The organism is Pseudoalteromonas sp. Z1A8, from assembly GCF_011378855.1.
GTDB lineage: Bacteria > Pseudomonadota > Gammaproteobacteria > Enterobacterales > Alteromonadaceae > Pseudoalteromonas.
Map to the genome: position 1 here is coordinate 1 of NZ_WTLB01000005.1, position 14977 is coordinate 14977.

Here is a 14977-nt window from a genome sequence, read left to right on the forward strand (position 1 = left end):
AAAACCCCTCATGAATTATTTACGGGGCAATCAGAAGTTCTGGTGGCTGCATAATGATTGCACTTAATACTTGAATTCAAGTACCTTTAAAAACACGCTTGCTAATAAAATACCACAAATTCATCGCTAATTACTGGTTTCATTTTCTCAGTTATATGAAGTCTATTTAACGATAAAGAAATTGCGCTATAACTAGCGAATTTTATACCTAGTCGGCTTGGTAACTGCTCCTGCGTTACCCTACTGGCCTACATTCATGTAAGAATAAGTAAAAACAGAGTAAAATATCCGCGTCCTGCTCACATCCCTTACCTACATACTACATGTAGGCAACAAAGCGTAAATTCCCCCTAGTACGAACCCAAGGGCAGCGCATGCTTGGTATTTGAGCTGCGTCATCACCTATTTACGGGGAATAACCACGTAACATAGGCTTCACCTTGAGCAAAAAAACAAACAGCTTACTGTAAATTCAAGCTCGAAAGATAAAAAGGCTCTAATCTGCCTATATAGACTCCATTTAACAATAATGCATTTTAGTTTTCTATAGACACAAAAAAGCCCGCTAAATTAGCGGGCTATTCTGTTATATGGTGGAGAGATAGGGATTTGAACCCTAGATGGGCTATAAACCCATGCCGGTTTTCAAGACCGGTGCATTCGACCACTCTGCCATCTCTCCGATACTGCTAAGTTAAAAGTAAGAGTGTACTAATAACTATTTAAATGAATGATACTTTAATTACCACACACTTATTAAATAAGTGGTGGAGAGATAGGGATTTGAACCCTAGATGGGCTATAAACCCATGCCGGTTTTCAAGACCGGTGCATTCGACCACTCTGCCATCTCTCCGCACGGCCTGCATAATAGGGAAACCCATCCCTTTTGTGAAGCTTTTTTTTTAATTAATTGTTTAAGTGCTTAAAAAACAATTAATTTGTCTAAAGTTAGAACAAAGTGTTTTTAATTTAGCCGTCAATACTCTTTTATTTAAATATTTAACTCTATTGATCTACAAAGGTTTGCCCAAACATATAAGAGTTGGTAATCTAATTTTAGTTAAATTATCGAAACACACACGTTTCACTTAAAGGAGCTCTACAATGGCGTTTAATCAATCGTACAATACCGCGAAACCGGTAATGTCTACCATTGAAACAAACAAGGTACTTAAAAACACCTACTTTTTACTAGCTATGACACTTGCATTTAGTGCAGTGACAGCCGGTATTTCAATGGCACTACAATTACCTTACTTTATGGGAATTGTGTTTACACTTGTTTCGTTCGGTTTATTATTTGTTGTAAATAAAAAAGCAGATACAGCATCTGGTGTATTTTGGGTGTTTGCTTTCACAGGTTTAATGGGGGCAGGCTTAGGTCCATTGCTTAACCATTATGCTGCGATGCCTAATGGCCCAATGCTTATTATGCAAGCGTTAGGTTCTACGGCGCTTATCTTTTTTGGTTTGTCTGCTTATGCACTGAACACTAAAAAAGACTTCTCATTCATGGGTGGCTTTTTAACGGTTGGCTTAATCGTTGTGATTGTAGCTAGCATTGTTAATATTTTTGTTGGCAGTTCACTTATGTTTATGGTGCTTAATGCGGCAGTTGTATTGATCATGTCTGGTTTGATTTTATTCGATACAAGCCGAATCATTAATGGCGGCGAAACCAACTACATTCGCGCAACAGTGTCTTTATACCTAAGCGTATATAACTTATTTACGTCTTTACTTGCTCTACTTGGCGCAAGTGATGACTAATTAAATAGTTCTGTTAAAATAGCCCCTTAATTGGGGCTTTTTTATTGGAATTGTTTTGTCACGTTTTGTTCTTTCATTACATACACCACCATCCGATCACGATACAACGCAAAGGTTAGTTAAGTTTGCGAATGCATGTTTAGCCCAAGGGCACACCATTGATGCTATTTTTTTATACCAGCAAGGTATTTATCATGCATCTACCCACTTTGATTTATCCTCAGACGAACTTCAAATTTCAGCACTTTGGCAGCAACTCGCCGATCAAAAACTAAATTTAATGCTGTGTGTTACCGCCGCTGAAAAACGCGGGTTAGATATTAAAAACACAGGTGTATTTGCAGTCGCAGGGCTAGCTGAATTTGCAATGCTTGCATCTGATGCAGATAAATGGGTGCAATTTAAATGATAAACGTATTAGTAATGAGTCAGTGCAGTCCATTTGACGATTTAAATATTCGTGATGCACTTGATATGACATTGATATTTGCTGCCGTTGACCAAAATGTGAGTTGGTTGTTTAGCGGCCCCGCCGTTTTGGCTTTAAAAAAGCATCAACAACCAAACAATATTGGCTTAAAAGATTTTTTTAAAAACATTAAAACACTCGAAATCTATGATGTTGAAAACATATACGTGTGTGAAAAATCATTGCTTGATTATGGTTTAAATAAACATGATTTACTCATAGAGGCAAAAGCACTTAACTTTAGCCAACAACAAACATTAATTAAAGCGCAGCAGCATGTGGTGAACCTATGAGTACGTTACATATATTTTCAAAGCCGCTTAATTATTACTGCGCAAATCAGCTAGAGAATTTAATTTTATCAACCGATAATGTGCTACTTGTGGGTGATGCCTGCTTTGCAAAAAAACAATTTAGGCAATTTGCAGATACACTGTTAATGCTTGAGCAAGACGCGCAAGTACGTGCAATAAAATTAACAGATAACGATAAAGCAATTAGCTATGAAGACTTTGTAGCACTGACTTTATCAACTAATCAATCAATTACGTGGTAACTCATGCTTGAATTTAACAACCAACAGATTGAAACCGACAAACAAGGCTACTTGCTTGACCATACTTTGTGGTCAAAGGAGCTTGCACCTGTAATTGCTACCCAAGAAAACATTACCCTTAGCGTTCAACACTGGGAAGTCATTAACTTTGTTCGTGATTTTTATATTGAATATAACACCAGTCCAGCAATTCGGATGCTTGTAAAAGCAATGGCTAAAGCACTCGGTGAAGACAAAGGAAACAGCCTTTATTTATATAAATTATTCCCTAAAGGCCCTGCAAAGCAAGCGACCAAAATTGCCGGATTACCAAAACCAGCTAGGTGTATCTAATGAGAAGTAAATCAAGCAATAATCAAGTAACACAAGCCAAACCTAAAAGAAGTACTGGCCGAACTTATTCACGCAGTGCACTTAACAAAACACCTTCTGGTAAAAGAGAAATAAAGCCACAAATAGCATCTAAAGACAGAAAAATTGTATTATTCAATAAACCATTTGATGTGCTATGCCAATTTACAGATGACGCAGACAGAAAAACTCTCGCTGAGTTTATCCCTATTAAAGAAGTTTACGCAGCAGGAAGATTAGACAGAGACAGTGAAGGTTTATTACTTTTAACAAACTGTGGAAAATTGCAAAATACCCTAACAGCACCTGATAAAAAAACCAATAAAACCTACTGGGCACAAGTTGAAGGTGAACCAACAAGTGAATCAATTAATGATTTATGTAATGGCGTAAAACTTAAAGACGGGCTTACACTCCCCGCTAACGTTAAAATAATTGATGAACCTACAATTTGGGCTCGTAACCCGCCAGTACGCGAGCGAAAAGCTATCCCAACTACGTGGTTAAGCATTACTATAAACGAAGGTAAAAATAGACAAGTTCGTCGCATGACCGCGCATATTGGCCACCCTACACTTCGCCTTATTCGCTATAGCATTGGCAACTATACGTTGGATGATATTAATTGTGGTGAATACAGAGTAATTAAGGGTGTAGTTGATGCATAAACCGCATGTCACAGTTGCAGCAATAGTAAAAAAGCAAAATGAGTTTTTGCTCGTCAAAGAGCGCGATAAATTTACACAGCAAATTTGTTACAACCAGCCAGCGGGTCATTTAGAGCAAAACGAAACGCTTGCACAAGCCGCAAGCAGAGAATTACTTGAAGAAACTGGCTTAGCGCTTGAGCCAGTCGGCTTTTTAGGTGTGTATAATTTGCATGCCGAAAATGGAGTGCACTATTTACGATTCTGCTTTTTATTTGAAGCGCCCGATAACATACAAACTCCAGTGCCAATAGATACCGATATAATCAGCGCTAACTGGTACACATTAGAGCAAATAAAAACACTACCGCTTAGAAGCCCTTTAGTATTGAAGTGTATTAACGACAGCCTAAGTCGACCAATATTAAGCCTAGAAACTATTTATAATTAGCTATATTAGGGAGTAGAGTAAATAAAATAATTAACTCTATTTTATTTACTCTGAGCTTAGCGCTATACAGTTACGCCCTTGTTTTTTAGCATAGTACAGGGCGTTATCAGCGGCTTTAACGAAGCTAATTTCATCACTATTTGTATAGTCACTGATGTTATTAATACCCATACTTATAGATAAAAACCCTGTAAAGCTATCCTGGTGAGCAATAGCTAAGTTTTCTACAGCTTTTTGTATTTGCTCAGCTATAAACAATGCCCCTTGCCTATCGGTTTGAGGTAATAAAACAACAAATTCCTCTCCCCCATAGCGAGCAACAAAATCTTCTGGGCGACTAACCGTTGAAGCAATTGTTTGGGCCACATCATATAAGCACGTATCGCCCGCTACATGCCCATACCGGTCATTAAATTGTTTAAAATGGTCAATATCGATAATAATCATCGATAGCATGCCTTTGCATTCTTTTGCTCGTTCGTACTCATGCGTTAGTTTTTCATCAAACCGACGCCTATTTGCAATTTTGGTTAATGCATCCAAAAAGGCCATATCCCTAAGTATATCCTCTGCTTCTAAACGCTCTGTAGCATCATTAAAAACAGCTAAAAACTCTTCACCTATATCAATCCCTGAAATTTCCATCATCACTTGTGTGCCATCACGACAAGACACTCGATAGTTATTTGCGGGTATATCATTATTATTATTCAGCGCCTTTTCAAGCGAGTCTTGCCACAGATCTTTTACAAGTGCTCTGTACTGCGGATCTGGATACGCTTTTTCCCACCACGATTTAAGATTAGGTACATCCTCTACTGTATAACCAAAAACATCTACAAAGCGTTGATTAACTTTCAAAATATCGCCCGTTTTGGAACACACATTACATACCGGCATTGGCAAAACGGTAAATAACCTAGCGTAATGACTTATCTCATGTTTGCGCATAGGGTTGAGTGTACTTTGAGGTAAGTAACTCATTGGCATATCACGTTTTTCAATACTAAGCTTTTCGTCCATTTCTAAAGCAAAATACCATTCAAGCCACCAGTGTTCTACGTGCTCAAGCACCTTTAGCTCAATGTTCTTTTTTGCGGTTGAGCCCTTAATTAAGCTAAATAACTCATGTACATGATTTGGTTCTTGGAAAATGTGAGGGTTTTTGAGTTTTATTAACTCATAAAAAAGGTGATAGGCTGACTTTTTAAACTCTGTCGTTTTACTGGAGAGTAATTCACTATCCACAAAATCAGATTCGTTTGTGTAGTGTTCAACTAAAGAATTTATCTTATTTATTTGATAGGCGTAATTCATATATTCATTCCATTGACTATATATCAAGCGACTTAAAGTGGTTTACATTCATATACTCACCACTATTTTTATTTTATTAAGTGTATATTTACTCTAGTAGTTTTAAAAGAAAATACTATTAATAAAACTTAATAACTACATGAATTAGTCTATAGCCCTAATTCATTAGTTCAGATCACTTAAATTTCACTAAAGCTTCAGCTCAATAACGCGTTTAAGTCTAGTTTGCTATTTGTTATATAAATAAAATACTGACTAATTCCTCTCTTTGCGCCCTTAGTCTCTTTAAGCACAAACAAAATACATGCTATAATCGCGGCCTTTCCAAGTTAACAGCAATCTGTATAAGCGAAATTATTCATGAGCGAAAATAGTCACATTAAAGTCATTGTTGGCATGTCCGGCGGTGTTGATTCTTCTGTATCTGCGTATTTATTACAACAACAGGGCTACCAAGTAGAAGGCCTGTTTATGAAGAACTGGGAAGAAGATGACAATGATGAATACTGTGCTGCAGCTGATGACTTAAAAGATGCGCAAGCAGTGTGCGACAAATTAGGCATTGAGCTTCACACTGTTAACTTTGCAGCAGAATACTGGGACAACGTATTTGAGTACTTTTTAGCAGAGTACAAAGCAGGCCGTACACCTAACCCAGATATAATGTGTAACAAAGAAATTAAATTTAAAGCTTTTTTAGAATTTGCAGCTCAAGCGCTAGGCGCAGACTTTATTGCAACGGGCCACTATGTTCGCCGTGAGCTTCGCGATGACAAATACGTAATGTGTCGCGGGCTTGATAACAATAAAGACCAAAGCTACTTTTTATATACGCTAAGCCACGAGCACCTCAGCCAAACTTTATTCCCTGTAGGTGATATCGAAAAACCAGAAGTACGCCGCATAGCAGAAGAGCAAGACCTAATCACTCACGATAAAAAAGATAGCACTGGCATCTGCTTTATTGGTGAGCGTAAATTTAAAGACTTTTTACAAAAGTTCTTACCAGCACAACCTGGCGTTATCGAAGACACTGACGGTAATAACGTAGGTGAGCACGAAGGCTTAATGTACCATACGCTTGGCCAACGCAAAGGCTTGTTAATTGGTGGTATGAAAGAAGGTTCTGGTGAGCCTTGGTACGTAGTAGATAAAGACCTTGAACGAAATGTACTTATTGTGGGCCAAGGTAAAGATCACCCTCGTCTATACAGCAACGGTCTTAACGCTAATCAACTGCATTGGGTAGACCGAATTGGTCCTAAAGGTACCACTCGTTGTACAGTTAAAACACGTTACCGCCAAGAAGATTTAAGCTGTACCCTATTAGTTGGTGAAGACGGTATGGCACGCGTATTATTTGACGAGCCACAAAAAGCAGTAACACCTGGACAATCTGCCGTATTTTACGCAGAAGATATCTGTTTAGGTGGTGGTATTATTGATTCGGTGATTAAGTAATGAATGAACACCAAGTCATGGCGCTTGCCGCCATGTGCCAGGCTGCTAAACAAGTTCAAAAAATTGCCCAATACGGTAACAATAACGAACATGATTTAGAAATCTTACTTTCGAGTATTATCCAAACATCGCCTGCATCGCCAGAAGATGTTTATCAAGGCACTGACAACTTACGTGATGGCTATAAAACATTAATGGCACAGCTTACTGCTGGCGCTCAAAAAGATGTTGAAATAGTTAAATACGTAGGTGGTTTAATGCAGCTTGAGCGTGCACTAAGTGCAAACGACAAAAGCTTAAACGAATTAGGTAAACGAATAGATGATATTCATCGTCGTTTAGACCATTTTGCTATTACCGACGAGAGCGTTGTCGCCGGTTTAGCAGATATATACTCGTCGGTGCTGAGCCCCCTTGGGCACCGAATACAGGTTTATGGTAAACCCGAGTTACTAAAACAGCAGCTCACTCAAAATAAAATCCGTGCATTATTATTAGCCGGTATTAGAAGTGCGGTGTTATGGCGACAAATGGGCGGTAAACGCCGTCACTTTTTCTTTGCAAAAAGAAAAATACTCGCCATTGCTAAAACTAAGATTTAATTATCGTTCAAACTAAAATTTAGGAGTTATTATGGAGCTTTCAGCGTTAACGGCTATCTCTCCAGTGGATGGTCGCTACGGCAGCAAAACCACTGAACTACGCAGTATTTTCAGCGAATTTGGCTTAATCAAATACCGCGTAATTGTTGAAGTGCGTTGGTTGCAAGCGTTAGCTGCAGCAAGCGATATTAAAGAAGTGCCTGCATTTAGCGAACAAGCTAATGCACTACTAAATGCTATTGTAGATAACTTTAGTGAAGCTGATGCACAGCGCGTTAAAGATATTGAACGCACTACAAATCACGATGTTAAAGCGGTTGAATACCTACTAAAAGAAAAAGTAGCCGATAACAGTGAACTTCATGCAATTAACGAATTTATTCACTTTGCTTGTACCTCAGAAGATATTAACAACCTATCACATGGTTTAATGCTTAGCGAAGCACGTAAAAACGTTTTACTTCCATATTGCGATGAACTTTTAAGCGCAATCAAAGCTAAAGCAATTGAATACAAAACAATTCCAATGATGACGCGTACGCATGGTCAACCTGCTACACCATCAACTATGGGTAAAGAATTTGCTAACGTATACATGCGTTTAAAACGTCAACGTGACCAAATTGCACAAGTTGAAATGTTAGGTAAAGTTAACGGAGCTGTTGGTAACTACAACGCTCACCTTAGCGCATACCCAGATTACGACTGGCATAAACATGCTGATAAATTTGTATCAAGCTTAGGTTTAACACTAAACCCATTTACTACACAAATTGAACCGCATGACTACATTGCAGAGTTGTTTGACGCTATTGCACGTTTTAACACTATACTGCTCGATTTTGACCGTGACATGTGGGGTTACATTGCCCTTAATCACTTTAAGCAAAAAACAATTGCGGGTGAAATTGGCTCATCTACAATGCCACATAAAGTTAACCCTATTGATTTTGAAAACTCAGAAGGTAACTTAGGATTAGCAAACGCTATTTTTGCTCATCTTGCGCAAAAGCTGCCTGTTTCTCGTTGGCAACGTGACCTTACCGATTCAACGGTATTACGTAACCTAGGTGTAGGTATGGGTTATGCACTTATTGCATACCAATCAACACTTAAAGGTGTAAGCAAGCTTGAAGTTAACGAGCAACGTTTAGCTGACGAGCTTGATCAAAACTGGGAACTGCTAGCAGAGCCAATCCAAACAGTTATGCGTAAATACGGCATCGAAAAGCCGTACGAAAAACTTAAAGATTTAACGCGCGGTAAACGTGTAAATAAAGAAATAATGGCTGACTTCATCGATGGTTTAGACCTTCCTGAAGACGCTAAAGTAGAAATGAAAAAACTTACTCCAGCTAACTATATTGGCCGTGCTGTTGAGTTTATTGATGATTTAGTTTAAAACTAAATTGTTCTTTTAAAAAGCGAAAGGTTAACCCTTTCGCTTTTTTTGTTTTAGCACTAATTTATGAGCCTTTGTATGTACCAACTAAAAATAAATAACCTCTCTGAGCAAGAATTTCTCACCCATTTTTGGCAAAAAAAACCGCTATTAATCAAACAAGGTTTTAGTGATTTTCAAGACCCGCTTGATGCTAATGAATTGGCCGGCCTAGCAATGGAAGAAAGCATAGAGTCACGTATTATTACGAATCATAAAAACGATTGGCAAACATACCAAGGTCCATTTGAAGACTTTGAGCAATTAACAGACGAGCACTCTACTCTACTCGTACAAGCGGTTGATCACTGGCATCCAGATGCTGCACAGCTACTGGAACCATTTAGATTTATTCCTAACTGGCGTATAGATGACTTAATGATCAGTTATTCAACGCCTGGCGGTGGTGTTGGCCCGCATTTAGATCAGTACGACGTATTTATTATTCAAGGCGAAGGCAAACGCCATTGGCGTGTAGGCCTTCCCGCTCCAACACTCAAGCAATTTGCCCAAAATAAAAAGTTATTACAAGTAGAACCATTTGAAGCCGTAATAGATTGCATATTAGAGCCTGGCGATATTTTATATATTCCACCAGGGTGCCCTCACGAAGGTTACGCTGTAGAAAACGCACTAAACTATTCAGTTGGTTTTAGAGCGCCAAATCAGCAAGATTTATTATCGAGTTTTGCCGATCATATTATTGATACCGAAAGTGGCCAAAAGCGTTATACCGATCACAACATAACGCTCAGAAAATCTAAAGGTGAGCTTACTAATCTTGAAGTGGAAAAAGTTAAAACATTAATGGCTGCCCTTTTAGAAAACGACGACTTGTTTAAACAATGGTTGGGGTCAACGCTTAGTCAGCCTAAACATGAAATGGATTTAGCACCTGTAGAACCTCCATTTACATCAGAGCAAATAAGCGATGATTTAAGTAATGAAGAAACAGTGTTTGAGCGTTTAGGTGGTACGCGTGCTATTTACCAGCAGCTCGATACAGAACTACTACTAAGTATTAATGGTGAAAATTACGCAATGCCGTTAACTGACTTACCGGCGGTAAAACTACTTACCGACAATACTGAGTTTGAAAGTTCAGCACTGAATTTAACAAACCCAAGCCTAGTTTTTACTCAAACCTTTACTACACTTGTTAATGAGGGGATCTGGTTTAATATAGACCAAGAGTAATAATACCAATTTTATTAATAATGATGAGCATTTTACAGCGTAAAATATTATGTATACAGGTCAGTTAAAATTTTTAATTTTCATCTGATATTGGCTTAAATAATTTTGCTGTGATTGCTTACTCATTCTAATTTGGTGTCAATAGGAGTTTGCAATGGGCTATCTGGTTGATAAGGTTGAATGGGATATAAAAAAAGATATGCTACAAAAAATTCGAGAGCGAGTTTTTGTTTACGAGTTACATATCCCCAAGCATATCGAATTTGATAGCCTAGATAAAATTGCATTACATGTACTTGTTACAGACGATGCAAACTGCCCAATTGCAACAGGTAGATTATGTACAGATGGCTTAATCGGCAGAATAGCTGTATTACCTGAGCACCGTAATCGCAAAGTATATAAATCGCTTCTCAACTTTATTGTGGAATTAGCGTCAAACCAAGGTATTGAAGAGGTTAGCATTAATTGTATTTTAAATGAGGTAGAGCGTTTTAAGCGAAATGGCTTTATTCAGCAAGGGAACGTATTTATGGAGGCGGGAATTCCTAGGCAACGTTGTTTCGGCGTTTAATACAACTCCCTTCACACTTGTCCATTAGATAAAGAAAAGGGCAATAAATAAGCTATCACCCTCTACTTTTTTACTTAACCAAACTGTAGTTACTTTGGTTCATTTGCCCACAGCGGATCGTTTTCATACATTTCGTACAAGCCATGTGCTCTATTTATAAGTAAGTTAGCAAAATCCACTTGTGTTTTATCACGTGCACCTGCACCTGCACCTGTACTCATAATTTGATCAGCTTTTAATTGCCACTGCAAAGAAAAATAACGCATGGCATCACGAGCATCTGTAGCTGCACTTACCTCAGCATGATCTGTAGGTAATCGCCCTGTTACTACCCAATATGTTTTACCGTTCTGTGCTTTAAATTTCCACATTGCACAAAAAGGTGCTAAAAATCGGCTGTCTTTATCAACTACTGACTTTGGCATAATACCTTTTTCGGCTAAATGCTTTTGTGCAGCTTGAAAGCATTCACGCTGCCACTGCATTCTTTGCTCATCAGCTATAACTTGCTCTTTTGCTGTTAACGGCTTTTTTTCTTGTTGTTCCATGTTTAGTAACCTTTTACTTCTTTTTTTACACTTTAAGGGCTTAGTAAATAAGGTGCAAGTATAAAACGGTCTTTTGCATCTCAAAGCTCTCTGTTTGCTGTGTTTTTAGCCAAACTATTATTTTATATTGTGATCAAACGAACCTACATCACCTGGAAAAACTACTGGCGACTCAACACCGTCTTTACTAACAGAGGCTACACCAAAGTAATAATTATCAATCACTACATTTTTAAGTGTGTATTGTGAAACCCTACCAACGTATTTGCTGAACTGCCATTGCGGCTCGCTCGTGTAACGCCAATAAATTTTATAGCCAGCAACGTTTTCGTCACTGCTTTCTTGCCATGAAAACGAAGTATTCGCAGTAACAGCGCCCGTTATTTTAACCTCTTTTGGTGGTGCAGGTGCCCACGCCATAGACGCCATAGTTACCGCATTAAGTGAAGTTAGCTTTGCCGTGTAATCAAAATCAACGCCTTCAATTGTATCGCCATACTCAACACCATTCTCAGTGCGTAGATCTTGATGCTGACGATCGTAGTGCTCGTTAGTTTCCATAATACGCACCGCTGCAAAACCTGCATCATTAAATGGACGATGATGCCCACCACGGCCAAACCTATCTAATCGATATACAAGCATTGTATCTAAATTAGGAATGTATCTGTCGGCAACGGTATCAATATAACGTGCTAAATTGCGGCTCGCAGAATCAACTTCACCACCTGTAAAGCGACGAGTATTAGCTTGCGCCTTGGTTTCTACAACACGGGTACCTTCTGAAAATATACGCGCAGTCGTATTATCAGTTACCCCATTAATACCGGTAATGTTACCAATCATGTCGTTATTTAAAACACCATGAACTTGCCAGTTATGCTTTTGCGCATACGCGGTGAGTATTTTTCCGCCAAACAACCCTTGCTCTTCGCCCGAAAGCGCTGCATACACTACTGAGCCATTAAATTTATACTTACTCAGTACTCGTGCAGCTTCAATTACACCAGCAACACCCGACGCGTTATCGTTTGCTCCAGGCGAATCGCTGGTAAAATCCATAACATCACTTACACGTGAATCTATGTCACCCGACATCATCACCATACGATTAGGCTCGCTTGACCCGCGTTGAATAGCGACTATATTCACCACTTCAACAGGATTCGGAATGCGTTTTTCACCCGAAATAGTCTCTTTCACTTCTATTATTTCAAGACAGCCTCCACATTGGGCTGATATTGTTTCGAATTCTTTTTTTATCCAACGCCTTGCCGCGCCTATGCCTCGAGCATCCGATTTAGTCTCTGAAAGCGTATGACGAGTACCAAAATCCACCAGCGTTTGAATGTCACTGCCAATACGGTCAGCCGACACTTCACTAGCTATATCGTGTAACTTTTGTTGGTCGGTATGTTGTAATTGCGTTTCACCATGTACTGACATAGCAATGCTACATGCGCTAGCAAGTACGCTAAATTCAAGTAATCTTGTTGATATTTTAAAAGGTGATTTAAGCATCTATTAGCTCCTAATTATTATAGTGTTACCATTACTTAACTAAAATTTTATGGCAATACATTTGAGGTAGATGCAGAAAGGAGCACGCTAAAGCGAAGTTATAACAATAGTTAGAGAATTAATTGAGTCGCACAATTAACATAATGCCGGTCATAGGGATTAAACCAAACATCCAAAGTTTTATTCCTAAAATATATTTTTTAAAGCCCCCTTTATTTATACGTGATCTAACTCTACTTCTATAACCGTTAAAATCACCCAAAATTAAAAACACGATTCCAAGTACTACTGCGTAAAATAAAGCACCAATAAGTAAAGGATTTTGCTTAAAAATACTGATTATTTTATCTAAGTGCCGAACGTTGAATGTCATCGCTAAAAGAAAAATATATAACGTTGATATCATCGCTAACAATGTTGCCGCATTAATGGCTGTATTTTTATTTCTTGAATCTAACTTTTTTATGCACTGAGCGCATACAAAATGTACTGCACAAATAAATGTTCTCATTTTCAATCCTTGAATAACGTTTAACTTGTTAATTGCTAATACAATATTATATTTAGAGGCTAAATTACAAACCTTGTTACACAATAACTATTAAAAAATATCCTTTTCGTGGCACACTAGCATTGTGTATACATTAATAGTTTAAGTTATGCGTCAGCTAAAAGAAGATACAGTTAAAAGTAACCTTATTGAGTCGCAGCAAAGTGCATACGGCCCCGTATGTGTGTATCAAAATAAAAAATATCGTTGGTTAACGCTTGCACAAAAAACTGATGAAGACATAACTATTCAAGGCGTTATGAACCTTACACACCCTGAGCAGGTAATTGTGCCTGTAAACCAGTGTATGATGTTATTTTTACTTAAACCGGTAGATACACTAAAAATATTAAATTTAGGCTTAGGTACAGCAGGGTTTGAGCGAATTATGTATCACTTACAAAGTAATACGCCTTACATAAATACTATAAATACATTTAACACGGTAGAAATAAACCCAAGCATTGCCTTAATTGCTGCCCAGTACTTTAAGTTACCCATTAAGCACAGCACCTATTTACAATGCGCCGAGCTGTATATTACACAATGCTCTGATCTCTTTAACGTAATCACTATAGATATATTTAGTGGTGAATATCACCAGCCTTTTTTAACCAGCGATTGCTTTTGGCAAAACATAAATCGCTGCAGTGAGCAAAATACGCAAGTAATCATAAATTTAAATCCACAAACTGGCCAAGAGCTTCAAATGCTGTTAGTTCTATTGAGGCAACATTTTAAGTGTTTAGCAATAATAGAGTTTAACGATTACAAAAATATAGTGATCATGCTAAGCCAACAAACATTAATGCACATAAACGTTGATGAAATACAAAACTCACCTGTGTTTATGAATTTTGCACCTGACCTTTATAAAAATATTAACAGTATTTATCACATAGAATAAAACGTGTTACCTGCCAGGTTCATGCTTTTCATAACAAGGCAGGCTTGTTTCTAACTGCTCCCAGTTAGCCTTGGACGTAACAAAATTATGCGATAACACTTGCTCTGTTATATCGCTATCTATTATTCCTAAACGAATTCGTATTCTACTTTTATCATCGCTGTTGCTGCTATAAACAGGCGAGCCACAGCATTTACAAAAGTAACGTGTTCGCCCGGCTTTAAAACTAAATTCACTGAGTCGTTCTTGCCCTTTAGTTATTGTAAAATCATCTGTATTTACAAATCCATTGGTAGCAAATGCTGTCCCGCTGTTTTTTCTGCACAGTGAACAATGGCAATGAATAATGCTGGTTATACTACCTGACAATTTAACGCTTACCTCACCGCACAAACACGAACCCGTATACATATAACATCCTAACTATTAAGTTATTTTAAACTCAGCTGAAATTTGCTGAGTTAATTTAATGGATAAGTTTACTGGTTAATTTTCTGAATGGAATAATAATTTTTGTATCTTCACAGTTCCCACTGCTATACCTGTTTTTTATTGATTGACATAAAAAAATTAAATTGGTTATATAAATATCAATAATAAATATAGCCAAAA

The 14977-nt window shown here is 37.9% G+C and carries 17 protein-coding genes, 2 tRNA genes and 1 pseudogene; 13 read left to right on the forward strand and 7 right to left on the reverse strand.

The annotated features are described in order from the left end of the window. Nucleotides 1–591: 591 nt before the first annotated feature. Both GQR55_RS03255 and GQR55_RS03260 read right to left on the reverse strand, forming a co-directional pair. Nucleotides 592–682, reverse strand: a tRNA-Ser gene (locus GQR55_RS03255). An 83-nt stretch (nucleotides 683–765) separates the two neighbouring features. Then, a tRNA-Ser gene (locus GQR55_RS03260) sits at nucleotides 766–856 on the reverse strand. A gap of 251 nt (nucleotides 857–1107) precedes the next feature. On the opposite strand from GQR55_RS03260, the gene GQR55_RS03265 reads away from it, so the two are divergent. Genes GQR55_RS03265 through GQR55_RS03295 form a run of 7 tightly spaced genes read left to right on the forward strand, consistent with a single transcriptional unit; the run spans nucleotide 1108 to nucleotide 4247 of the window. Then, a complete protein-coding gene (locus tag GQR55_RS03265; protein ID WP_007580214.1) occupies nucleotides 1108–1773 on the forward strand; it encodes a Bax inhibitor-1/YccA family protein in 666 nt (221 codons plus the stop codon). Nucleotides 1774–1828: 55 nt separating this feature from the next. Then, nucleotides 1829–2182: a sulfurtransferase complex subunit TusD gene (tusD, locus tag GQR55_RS03270; protein ID WP_165727865.1), complete on the forward strand. Its 354-nt coding sequence runs from the start codon at nucleotides 1829–1831 to the stop codon at nucleotides 2180–2182. Then, nucleotides 2179–2535, forward strand: coding sequence for a sulfurtransferase complex subunit TusC (gene tusC, locus GQR55_RS03275; RefSeq protein WP_007580210.1), 357 nt, complete (start codon nucleotides 2179–2181; stop codon nucleotides 2533–2535). Before tusD ends, tusC begins: the two co-directional genes overlap by 4 nt. After that, entirely contained in the window at nucleotides 2532–2798 is a 267-nt protein-coding gene (locus GQR55_RS03280; RefSeq protein WP_166419422.1) for a DsrH/TusB family sulfur metabolism protein, read from the forward strand. The genes tusC and GQR55_RS03280 overlap by 4 nt, the downstream gene beginning before the upstream one ends. Before the next feature lie 3 nt (nucleotides 2799–2801). Continuing rightward, nucleotides 2802–3131, forward strand: coding sequence for a TusE/DsrC/DsvC family sulfur relay protein (locus GQR55_RS03285; protein ID WP_024612074.1), 330 nt, complete (start codon nucleotides 2802–2804; stop codon nucleotides 3129–3131). After that, the gene (locus GQR55_RS03290; RefSeq protein WP_166419423.1) at nucleotides 3131–3817 is read left to right on the forward strand and encodes a pseudouridine synthase; all 687 of its coding nucleotides are present in this window, start codon (nucleotides 3131–3133) and stop codon (nucleotides 3815–3817) included. The genes GQR55_RS03285 and GQR55_RS03290 overlap by 1 nt, the downstream gene beginning before the upstream one ends. Next, entirely contained in the window at nucleotides 3810–4247 is a 438-nt protein-coding gene (locus tag GQR55_RS03295) for an NUDIX hydrolase (RefSeq protein WP_166419424.1), read from the forward strand. The genes GQR55_RS03290 and GQR55_RS03295 overlap by 8 nt, the downstream gene beginning before the upstream one ends. Nucleotides 4248–4292: 45 nt before the next feature. Here GQR55_RS03295 and GQR55_RS03300 read toward each other — a convergent pair whose 3' ends face one another. Then, entirely contained in the window at nucleotides 4293–5564 is a 1272-nt protein-coding gene (locus GQR55_RS03300) for a sensor domain-containing diguanylate cyclase (RefSeq protein ID WP_166419425.1), read from the reverse strand. Between the two features lie 360 nt (nucleotides 5565–5924). Between GQR55_RS03300 and mnmA the strand changes: the two genes are divergently transcribed. The 5 genes and pseudogenes from mnmA (at nucleotide 5925) to GQR55_RS03325 (ending at nucleotide 10867) form a co-directional block, all read left to right on the forward strand. Then, nucleotides 5925–7025 (forward strand): tRNA 2-thiouridine(34) synthase MnmA, encoded by a 1101-nt coding sequence (gene mnmA / locus GQR55_RS03305; RefSeq protein WP_166419426.1) that lies wholly within the window; start codon nucleotides 5925–5927, stop codon nucleotides 7023–7025. Then, on the forward strand, nucleotides 7025–7627 hold the full coding sequence (gene hflD, locus GQR55_RS03310) for a high frequency lysogenization protein HflD (RefSeq protein ID WP_024589171.1): 603 nt from the start codon (nucleotides 7025–7027) through the stop codon (nucleotides 7625–7627). Before mnmA ends, hflD begins: the two co-directional genes overlap by 1 nt. A gap of 31 nt (nucleotides 7628–7658) precedes the next feature. Continuing rightward, a complete protein-coding gene (gene purB, locus GQR55_RS03315; RefSeq protein ID WP_166419427.1) occupies nucleotides 7659–9029 on the forward strand; it encodes an adenylosuccinate lyase in 1371 nt (456 codons plus the stop codon). A 78-nt stretch (nucleotides 9030–9107) separates the two neighbouring features. Then, nucleotides 9108–10265, forward strand: coding sequence for a cupin domain-containing protein (locus GQR55_RS03320; RefSeq protein WP_166419428.1), 1158 nt, complete (start codon nucleotides 9108–9110; stop codon nucleotides 10263–10265). A 154-nt stretch (nucleotides 10266–10419) separates the two neighbouring features. Beyond that, a pseudogene (locus tag GQR55_RS03325) lies at nucleotides 10420–10867 on the forward strand (GNAT family N-acetyltransferase). Nucleotides 10868–10928: 61 nt separating this feature from the next. Here GQR55_RS03325 and GQR55_RS03330 read toward each other — a convergent pair. The 3 genes from GQR55_RS03330 to GQR55_RS03340 all read right to left on the reverse strand — a co-directional run bounded on the left by GQR55_RS03330 (nucleotide 10929) and on the right by GQR55_RS03340 (nucleotide 13419). Continuing rightward, nucleotides 10929–11387: a DUF4826 family protein gene (locus GQR55_RS03330; protein ID WP_166419430.1), complete on the reverse strand. Its 459-nt coding sequence runs from the start codon at nucleotides 11385–11387 to the stop codon at nucleotides 10929–10931. A gap of 117 nt (nucleotides 11388–11504) precedes the next feature. Beyond that, the gene (locus GQR55_RS03335) at nucleotides 11505–12908 is read right to left on the reverse strand and encodes a M28 family metallopeptidase (protein WP_166419431.1); all 1404 of its coding nucleotides are present in this window, start codon (nucleotides 12906–12908) and stop codon (nucleotides 11505–11507) included. A gap of 118 nt (nucleotides 12909–13026) precedes the next feature. Next, nucleotides 13027–13419, reverse strand: a complete 393-nt coding sequence (locus tag GQR55_RS03340) for a hypothetical protein (protein ID WP_166419432.1) — start codon at nucleotides 13417–13419, stop codon at nucleotides 13027–13029. Between the two features lie 148 nt (nucleotides 13420–13567). Here GQR55_RS03340 and GQR55_RS03345 point away from each other — a divergent pair, with 148 nt between their 5' ends. After that, on the forward strand, nucleotides 13568–14365 hold the full coding sequence (locus GQR55_RS03345) for a hypothetical protein (protein ID WP_166419433.1): 798 nt from the start codon (nucleotides 13568–13570) through the stop codon (nucleotides 14363–14365). Nucleotides 14366–14371: 6 nt separating this feature from the next. Here GQR55_RS03345 and GQR55_RS03350 read toward each other — a convergent pair whose 3' ends face one another. Then, the gene (locus GQR55_RS03350) at nucleotides 14372–14776 is read right to left on the reverse strand and encodes a GFA family protein (protein WP_166419434.1); all 405 of its coding nucleotides are present in this window, start codon (nucleotides 14774–14776) and stop codon (nucleotides 14372–14374) included. Between the last annotated feature and the right edge of the window lie 201 nt (nucleotides 14777–14977).

Coding starts and splice junctions, on each gene's coding strand:
- GQR55_RS03265 (WP_007580214.1), top strand. CDS start 1,108: ATGGCGTTTAATCAATCGTACAATACCGCGAAACCGGTAATGTCTACC.
- tusC (WP_007580210.1), top strand. CDS start 2,179: ATGATAAACGTATTAGTAATGAGTCAGTGCAGTCCATTTGACGATTTA.
- GQR55_RS03280 (WP_166419422.1), top strand. CDS start 2,532: ATGAGTACGTTACATATATTTTCAAAGCCGCTTAATTATTACTGCGCA.
- GQR55_RS03285 (WP_024612074.1), top strand. CDS start 2,802: ATGCTTGAATTTAACAACCAACAGATTGAAACCGACAAACAAGGCTAC.
- GQR55_RS03290 (WP_166419423.1), top strand. CDS start 3,131: ATGAGAAGTAAATCAAGCAATAATCAAGTAACACAAGCCAAACCTAAA.
- GQR55_RS03295 (WP_166419424.1), top strand. CDS start 3,810: ATGCATAAACCGCATGTCACAGTTGCAGCAATAGTAAAAAAGCAAAAT.
- GQR55_RS03300 (WP_166419425.1), bottom strand. CDS start 5,564: ATGAATTACGCCTATCAAATAAATAAGATAAATTCTTTAGTTGAACAC.
- mnmA (WP_166419426.1), top strand. CDS start 5,925: ATGAGCGAAAATAGTCACATTAAAGTCATTGTTGGCATGTCCGGCGGT.
- hflD (WP_024589171.1), top strand. CDS start 7,025: ATGAATGAACACCAAGTCATGGCGCTTGCCGCCATGTGCCAGGCTGCT.
- purB (WP_166419427.1), top strand. CDS start 7,659: ATGGAGCTTTCAGCGTTAACGGCTATCTCTCCAGTGGATGGTCGCTAC.
- GQR55_RS03320 (WP_166419428.1), top strand. CDS start 9,108: ATGTACCAACTAAAAATAAATAACCTCTCTGAGCAAGAATTTCTCACC.
- GQR55_RS03330 (WP_166419430.1), bottom strand. CDS start 11,387: ATGGAACAACAAGAAAAAAAGCCGTTAACAGCAAAAGAGCAAGTTATA.
- GQR55_RS03335 (WP_166419431.1), bottom strand. CDS start 12,908: ATGCTTAAATCACCTTTTAAAATATCAACAAGATTACTTGAATTTAGC.
- GQR55_RS03340 (WP_166419432.1), bottom strand. CDS start 13,419: ATGAGAACATTTATTTGTGCAGTACATTTTGTATGCGCTCAGTGCATA.
- GQR55_RS03345 (WP_166419433.1), top strand. CDS start 13,568: ATGCGTCAGCTAAAAGAAGATACAGTTAAAAGTAACCTTATTGAGTCG.
- GQR55_RS03350 (WP_166419434.1), bottom strand. CDS start 14,776: ATGTATACGGGTTCGTGTTTGTGCGGTGAGGTAAGCGTTAAATTGTCA.